The following is a 7,152-nucleotide window of genomic DNA, read 5'->3' as shown; positions in this document are numbered from 1 at the left end:
GGAGACCGGCCGGCGTCGCGGCGGGGGCCGCCTTGCGCGCGGCCGCCAGACGCCGCCCGCGCAGGAAGCCCGAGACCAGGAAGAGCAGCACCGAGACCCCGGCCACCGCCACCCCGGCCCACACGGTGGGGTTGAGCACCAGGCCGGTCACGAATCCGGTGACCGCCGTGCCGATCTGCCACAGGGTCGGCAGCGCGCCGGTCAGGAAGGCGGCGATCGGCAGCAGCGACCAGGCCGCGGCGCGCAGCCCCGCCGCGGCTCCCCGGCGGCGCAGCAGCAGGAAGCTCAGCACCAGTCCCGCACCGGTCAGCCCGGCGCAGACCGGCAACCACGCGATCTGGTTGAATGTCATGGCGGATCGCCCCCCTCGTCATCGTGTACCCGGTTTCCATCCTGGCACGCGAATCCGCGGTCGATCCTCCTTCTCAGGGATGGATCATCCCTTAGGGGTCAAAGCTCCGCGCCTCAGGGAGGGCCTCCGCGTCGCCCTCGGACAGCGCCCGCAGGACCTCCACGCCGACCTCGCGCAGCGAGCCCACGACCAGGCGGCCGGGCGCGTGCGGGATCGGCAGCACGCTCGGCACGGCCACCACCCGGCAGCCCGCGGCGGTGGCCGCGGTCACCCCGTTCGGGGAGTCCTCCAGCGCGACGCAGCGGGCCGGGTCCGCGCCGAGCAACCGGGCCGCGGTCAGGTAGGGCTCGGGGTCGGGCTTGGTCCGCTCCACGTCGTCGCAGGTCACCACCTGGTCGAAGTGGTGCCTGCCGATGCTCTGCAGGCAGGCGTCGGCGATCTTCCTCGAGGAGGAGGTGACCAGGGCGGCGGGCAGCCCCGCCCGCCGTACGGCCGACAGCAGCTCGGCGGCGCCCGGCATGAGCTCCACCCCGCCGGACAGGCGGCCGATCATGCCCTCCAGCATCCAGGCCGCCACGTCCGCGGGGTCGGCCGCCGACCCGGAGACCTTCAGCATGTAGGCGACGGTGGCCGGCATGGAGCCGCCCACCAGGTGCTCCTGGTCCTGCGGCCCCCAGTGCCCGCCCAGCCGCGCCATCACCTCGGTCTCGACCTGGAACCAGACCTTCTCGCTGTCCACGAGAAGGCCGTCCATGTCGAACAGGACCGCGTCCATCTCCGGGTGTCCCTCCGCCTCAGACGTTGAAGTACTTCGCCTCGGGGTGGTGGACGATCACCGCGGACGTCGACTGCTCGGGGTGGAGCTGGAACTCCTCCGAGAGCTTCACCCCGATCCGCGCGGGATCGAGCAGCTCCACCAGCTGGACCTGGTCCTCCAGGTCGGGGCAGGCCGGGTAGCCGAAGGAGTAGCGGCAGCCGGCGATGTTGACCTTGAGCATGTCGTCCAGCGACTCGTCGCCGCCGATCCCGAGCTCCGAGCGGACCCGGGCGTGCCAGTACTCGGCGAGCGCCTCGGTGAGCTGGACCGACAGGCCGTGCAGCTCCAGGTAGTCGCGGTAGGCGTCCTTGGCGAACATCTCCGCGGTGGCCTCGGAGATCCGGCCGCCCATCGTGGCGACCTGGAGGGCGATCACGTCGACCTCGCCGGAGTCCTTGGAGCGGAAGAAGTCGGACAGGCACAGGTGCCGGTCGCGGCGCTGGCGCGGGAAGGTGAACCGGGTGCGCTCGTCGCCGGCGTCGTCGAGGATGATCAGTGAGTCGCCGTCGCTGACGCACGGGAAGTAGCCGTAGGCCACGGCCGCCTCCATCAGGTTCTCGGTCTGCAGCCGCTCCAGCCACATCCGCAGCCGCGGCATACCCTCGGTCTCCACCAGCTCCTCGTAGGAGGGTCCGTCCCCGCCCCGGGCGGGCTTGAGACCCCACTGCCCCAGGAACAGCGCCCGCTTGTCGAGGAAGGCGGCGTAGTCGGCGAGCGGGATGCCCTTGACCACCCGGTCGCCGAGGAACGGCGCCACCGGGACCGGGTTGTCGGCGGCCACGTCGGAGCGGGCGGGCAGCTCCTCCACCGGGGTGCGGGTCAGCGTCGCCCCGGTCTTGACCCGGCGCTCGCGCAGCGGCGGCAGGCTGGCGCCCTCCACCCCGCGCTTGACCGCCATGAAGGCGTCCATCAGGCGCAGGCCCTCGAAGGCGTCGCGGGCGTAGCGGACCTCGCCCTCGAACAGCTCGGCGAGGTCCTGCTCGACGTAGGCGCGGGTCAGCGCGGCGCCGCCGAGCAGCACGGGGTACTTGCCGGCGATGCCCCGGGAGTTCATCTCCTCGAGGTTCTCCTTCATGATGACCGTGGACTTCACCAGGAGGCCGGACATGCCGACGACGTCGGCCCCGGACTCCTCGGCGGCCTCCAGGATCGCCGAGACCGGCTGCTTGATGCCGAGGTTGACGACCTCGTAGCCGTTGTTGGACAGGATGATGTCCACCAGGTTCTTGCCGATGTCGTGCACGTCGCCCTTGACGGTCGCCAGCACGATGCGGCCCTTGGTCTCGCCCTCGACCCGCTCCATGTGCGGCTCCAGGTAGGCCACGGCGGTCTTCATGACCTCGGCGGACTGGAGCACGAACGGCAGCTGCATCTGGCCGGAGCCGAACAGCTCGCCGACCGTCTTCATGCCGTCCAGCAGCACGTCGTTGACGATCTCCAGGGCCGGGCGCTGGGCGAGGGCCTCGTCCAGGTCGGCCTCCAGGCCCTTCTTCTCGCCGTCGACGATGCGCCGCTTGAGCCGCTCCCACAGCGGCAGCGCGGCCAGCTCCTCCGCCCGGGACAGGGCGGTGGCGGCGCTGTCGACGCCCTCGAACAGCTCCATGAAGCGCTGCAGCGGGTCGTAGCCCTCGCGGCGGCGGTCGTAGACCATGTCCAGCGCGACCTGGCGCTGCTCCTCGGGGATGCGGGCCATCGGCAGGATCTTGGAGGCGTGCACGATGGCCGAGTCCAGCCCGGCGTTGACGCACTCGTTGAGGAAGACCGAGTTGAGCACCACGCGGGCGGCCGGGTTGAGGCCGAAGGAGATGTTGGACAGGCCCAGGATCGTCTGCACGGCCGGGTAGCGCCGCTTGAGCTCGGCGATGGCCTCGATGGTCTCCAGGCCGTCGCGCCGGGTCTCCTCCTGGCCGGTGGCGATCGGGAAGGTGAGGGCGTCGACGACGATGTCCTCGACCCTCATCCCCCAGTTGCCCGTCAGGTCCTCGATGAGGCGGGTCGCGATGCGCACCTTGTCCGCGGCGGTGCGGGCCTGGCCCTCCTCGTCGATGGTCAGGGCGACCACGGCCGCGCCGTGCTCCCGGGCCAGCTTCATGATCCTGGTGAAGCGGGAGTTCGGGCCTGCGCCGTCCTCGTAGTTGACCGAGTTGAGGATCGCCCGGCCGCCGAGCATCTCCAGGCCGGCCTCCAGCACGGCGGGCTCGGTGGAGTCGAGCATGATCGGCAGCGTGGAGGCGGTGGCGAAGCGGAAGGCCAGCTCCCGCATGTCCTGGGTGCCGTCGCGGCCGACGTAGTCGACGCACAGGTCGAGCATGTGGGCGCCGTCGCGGGCCTGGGCCCGGGCGATCTCGACGCACTCCTCCCAGTTGCCGGCGAGCATCGCCTCGCGGAACGCCTTGGAGCCGTTGGCGTTGGTCCGCTCGCCGACGGCCAGGTAGGAGGTGTCCTGGCGGAAGGGAACGTGCTGGTAGAGCGAGGAGGCGCCGGCCTCGGGGTGCGGGCGGCGGGCGGCGGTCTCGCGCCCGCGGACGCGCTCGACGACCTTGCGCAGGTGCTCGGGGGTGGTGCCGCAGCAGCCGCCGACGATCGACAGGCCGTAGGTGCGGGTGAAGGTGTCGTGCGCGTCGGCCAGCTCGTCGGGGCTGAGCGGGTAGTAGGCGCCGCCGGAGGTCAGCACGGGCAGCCCGGCGTTGGGCATGCACGACAGGCGCACCCGCGCGTGGCGGGCCAGGTAGCGCAGGTGCTCGCTCATCTCGGCGGGGCCGGTGGCGCAGTTGAGGCCGATGACGTCGACGCCGAGGGGCTCGATCGCGGTGAGCGCCGCGCCGATCTCCGAGCCGAGCAGCATCGCGCCGTTGGTCTCGATGGTGACCTGGGCGATGATCGGCACGTCGCGGCCCGCGTCGGCGATGGCCCTCCTGGCGCCGGTGACGGCGGCCTTGACCTGGAGCAGGTCCTGGGAGGTCTCGATGATCAGCGCGTCGGCGCCGCCGGAGACCAGGCCGGCGGCGTTGTCGTAGTAGGCGTCGCGGAGCTCGCCGTACGGCTTGTGCCCGAGGGTGGGCAGCTTGGTGCCGGGCCCGATGGAGCCGAGCACGAAGCGGGGGTGGTCCGGGGTGGACCAGTGGTCGGCGGCCTCGCGGGCGACGCGGGCGCCGGCCTCGGAGTAGGCGAAGACGCGGTCGGCGATGTCGTACTCGCCGAGCGCGGCGAGGTTGGCGCCGAAGGTGTTGGTCTCCACGCAGTCGACGCCGACCTCGAAGTAGGCGTCGTGCACGGCCCGGACGATGTCGGGGCGGGTGGCGTTGAGCACCTCGTTGCAGCCCTCGTGGCCCTCGAAGTCGTCGAGCGTGACGTCGTGGGCCTGCAGCATCGTTCCCATGGCCCCGTCGGCGACCATCACGCGCTCGGCCAGGACATCACGGAAGGACGGTGCGTTTGTCATAGGCGGAAGCTTACTGGGAGCCGCGCGGCGGCTATCGTTCACGGTGGCAATTGAACATTGCGTCCAATTAACCCGTCCCCAGTTATCGAGGTGTCATCCCGATGGCCTACCGCACCGTCGTCGTCGGCACCGACGGCTCCCCCTCCTCCTTCCGCGCCGTCTCCGCCGCCGCCTCCCTGGCCGCCGCGACCGGTGCCACCCTCGTGCTGGCCTGCGCCTACCTCCCCATGCGCGAGCGCGACCGCAGCGCGGCCGCCGACCTGCTCGGCGAGCTGTCCTACAAGGTGAGCGGCTCCACCCCGGCCGAGGACGCGCTGCGGGCGGCCCGCGAGCACGCGGTCGCCGCGGGGGCCTCGGCGATCGAGCTGGCCGCCGAGGAGGGCGACCCGGTCGACGTGCTGGTCTCCCTGGCCGACCGGCTCCGCGCCGACCTGCTGGTCGTCGGCAACCGGGGGCTCAACAGCCTCACCGGGCGGCTGCTCGGCTCGGTGCCGTCGAGCGTCTCGCAGCGGGCGGAGTGCGACGTGCTGATCGTCCGCACCACCTCCGGGAGGTGACGCGGGACCGCCTTGAGCGCATAGGCTTAGCCGGAGGAAACGAGGCGGGACAAGGAGGCGGCGCGTGATCGAACTCGAGGGGTTGCCCGAGCTCGTCGACCCGGTGCTGATCGCCGCGTTCGAGGGGTGGAACGACGCGGGCGAGGCCTCGAGCGGAGTGATCGCCCACCTCGAGACCGAGTGGAAGGCCACCGAGCTGGTCTCCTTGGACCCCGAGGACTACTACGACTTCCAGGTCACCCGGCCCATCGTCGAGATGGGCGAGGGCCTGACCAGGTCGCTCACCTGGCCCACCACGAAGCTGTCGGTGGCCCGGCCGCCCGGTTCCGCCCGCGACGTGGTCCTGCTGCGGGGCATCGAGCCCAACATGCGCTGGCGCTCGTTCTGCGAGGAGATCGTCGGCGTCTGCCGCGCGCTGGGCGTGGAGCTGGCGGTGCTGCTCGGCGCGCTGCTCAACGACTCGCCGCACACCCGGCCGGTGCCGATCGTCGGCTCGGCCACCGACGAGGGGCTGGCCCGGGCGATCAACCTGGAGCTCAGCCGCTACGAGGGCCCGACCGGCATCGTCGGCGTCCTGCAGCACGCCCTCGGCGCGGCGGGACTGCCCGCGGTCTCCCTGTGGGCCTCGGTCCCGCACTACGTCGCCCAGCCGCCCAACCCCAAGGCGACCCTGGCGCTGCTGAGCCGGATGGAGGACCTGCTCGACGTCCCGATCCCCCTGGGCGAGCTGGCCGAGGAGGCCCGGGCCTGGGAGCACGGCGTGGACGAGCTGGCCGCCCAGGACACCGAGGTCGCCGAATACGTCCGGGAGCTGGAGGAGCGCAAGGACGCCACCGAGCTGCCGGAGGCGAGCGGCGACGCCATCGCCGCGGAGTTCGAGCGCTACCTGCGCCGGCGGGACCGCGACGGGGACGGCTGAGCCGCCCGGCCGTGACGGAGGTGGCCGGGACACACAGCGCAGAGTTACCGTTTTTTACCCCATTTCTCACTGATTTCGGGTAATAATCAGTCCTCATCGGATTCTCGCCGGAACGCACCCGGCGGAGATCGCAGACTTGCAACGATTGCACACCCAGGAGAAACACGGCTCGGCAAACACCGGCCGATGGCGTCACCCCCACGCCGAACCTTGTCCCTGTGACTGCGCACGTAAGGGCAACCATGGCGACTCCCCGGCTCGACCCGTACCAGAAAGCACAGGACACGCGGCGCCGCGTTCTCGAGATGGGCACGTTCATGAAACGCCAGGACGGCGAGAACGCCCTCCACCCGGGGGTGCGGGGCTCCGCCGTGCCCGGGCAGTCGGTGGACCTGTTCCTCGCCCTGCTCCAAGACAGGCTCCCGGTCTGGCTGAAGATCCTCGACGACCTGATGCACCTGGTCGGCAAGGGCAGCGTCGCCGACAACCTGCTGCCGATCGCCCGGGCGGGCATCGACTACTACGCGGAGGTGCAGTCGGTGGCGCTGCCCGCCTTCACCTCCCCCTCGGTCACCGTCCGGTTCCGCGAGGCCATGAAGGACACCCGCCTCAGCCCGATGTCGGAGGTCGTGCCGCTGACGGACTACCTCGCGGCGGAGCAGCGCGCGGGGCGCGTCTCACCGCGGGTGGACCCGGTGGCCACCGCCCGGTTGCTGCTCGCCGGGTGCTTCCGGCACGCCTACTACGAGCTCTTCGTCGGCACCGACTTCGTGCCCTCGCGGGACGAGAGCGCCGAGGAGATCATCCGGGAGCTGAGGCTGGAGTCCCACGCCGTCTGATCGAAGCGGCGCCACACCAGCTCCGCCAGCTCGGGGTCCGCTCCCAGGGGGGCGGTGACCAGGTCGGCGCCGAGGGCCTCCAGGCGGTTCTGGAAGAAGCCGGGGGCCAGGAGATACGAGGCGACCGCGATCCGGGGCGCGGGTGCGGCCCTGAGCCCCTCCAGCGCCTCGGCCGTCGTCGGGCTGCCCGCCGAGGCGAACGCGGCCCGCACCGGGCGCCGACAGC

7 protein-coding genes are annotated in these 7,152 nt (G+C 71.7%); 3 read left to right on the top strand and 4 right to left on the bottom strand.

The features are described from left to right. The 3 genes from ACWJ6R_RS26645 to metH all read right to left on the bottom strand — a co-directional run. On the bottom strand, positions 1-352 hold a 352-nt coding region (locus tag ACWJ6R_RS26645; RefSeq protein WP_449064864.1), incomplete at its 3' end, for a cellulose synthase. A 91-nt stretch (positions 353-443) separates the two neighbouring features. Continuing rightward, a complete protein-coding gene (locus tag ACWJ6R_RS26640; RefSeq protein WP_449064863.1) occupies positions 444-1,127 on the bottom strand; it encodes an HAD family hydrolase in 684 nt (227 codons plus the stop codon). A gap of 19 nt (positions 1,128-1,146) precedes the next feature. Further along, a complete protein-coding gene (metH, locus tag ACWJ6R_RS26635; protein WP_449064862.1) occupies positions 1,147-4,611 on the bottom strand; it encodes a methionine synthase in 3,465 nt (1,154 codons plus the stop codon). A 101-nt stretch (positions 4,612-4,712) separates the two neighbouring features. On the opposite strand from metH, the gene ACWJ6R_RS26630 reads away from it, so the two are divergent. The 3 genes from ACWJ6R_RS26630 (at position 4,713) to ACWJ6R_RS26620 (ending at position 6,926) form a co-directional block, all read left to right on the top strand. Continuing rightward, positions 4,713-5,168, top strand: a complete 456-nt coding sequence (locus tag ACWJ6R_RS26630; RefSeq protein WP_449064861.1) for a universal stress protein — start codon at positions 4,713-4,715, stop codon at positions 5,166-5,168. 64 nt (positions 5,169-5,232) lie between these two features. After that, positions 5,233-6,087, top strand: a complete 855-nt coding sequence (locus ACWJ6R_RS26625) for a PAC2 family protein (RefSeq protein ID WP_449064860.1) — start codon at positions 5,233-5,235, stop codon at positions 6,085-6,087. 305 nt (positions 6,088-6,392) lie between these two features. Further along, positions 6,393-6,926: a hypothetical protein gene (locus ACWJ6R_RS26620; protein ID WP_449064859.1), complete on the top strand. Its 534-nt coding sequence runs from the start codon at positions 6,393-6,395 to the stop codon at positions 6,924-6,926. Here the strand turns inward: ACWJ6R_RS26620 and ACWJ6R_RS26615 are convergent. Beyond that, on the bottom strand, positions 6,830-7,152 hold a 323-nt coding region (locus ACWJ6R_RS26615), incomplete at its 5' end, for a CbiX/SirB N-terminal domain-containing protein (protein ID WP_449064858.1). The two genes, ACWJ6R_RS26620 and ACWJ6R_RS26615, sit on opposite strands and share 97 nt — an antisense overlap.

The organism is Planomonospora algeriensis (assembly GCF_977012225.1).
The sequence above is the reverse complement of the archived record's forward strand: the minus strand, read 5'-3'. Positions and strand labels throughout refer to the sequence as shown.

Coding starts and splice junctions, on each gene's coding strand:
- ACWJ6R_RS26630 (WP_449064861.1), top strand. CDS start 4,713: ATGGCCTACCGCACCGTCGTCGTCGGCACCGACGGCTCCCCCTCCTCC.
- ACWJ6R_RS26620 (WP_449064859.1), top strand. CDS start 6,393: ATGGGCACGTTCATGAAACGCCAGGACGGCGAGAACGCCCTCCACCCG.
- ACWJ6R_RS26640 (WP_449064863.1), bottom strand. CDS start 1,127: ATGGACGCGGTCCTGTTCGACATGGACGGCCTTCTCGTGGACAGCGAG.
- metH (WP_449064862.1), bottom strand. CDS start 4,611: ATGACAAACGCACCGTCCTTCCGTGATGTCCTGGCCGAGCGCGTGATG.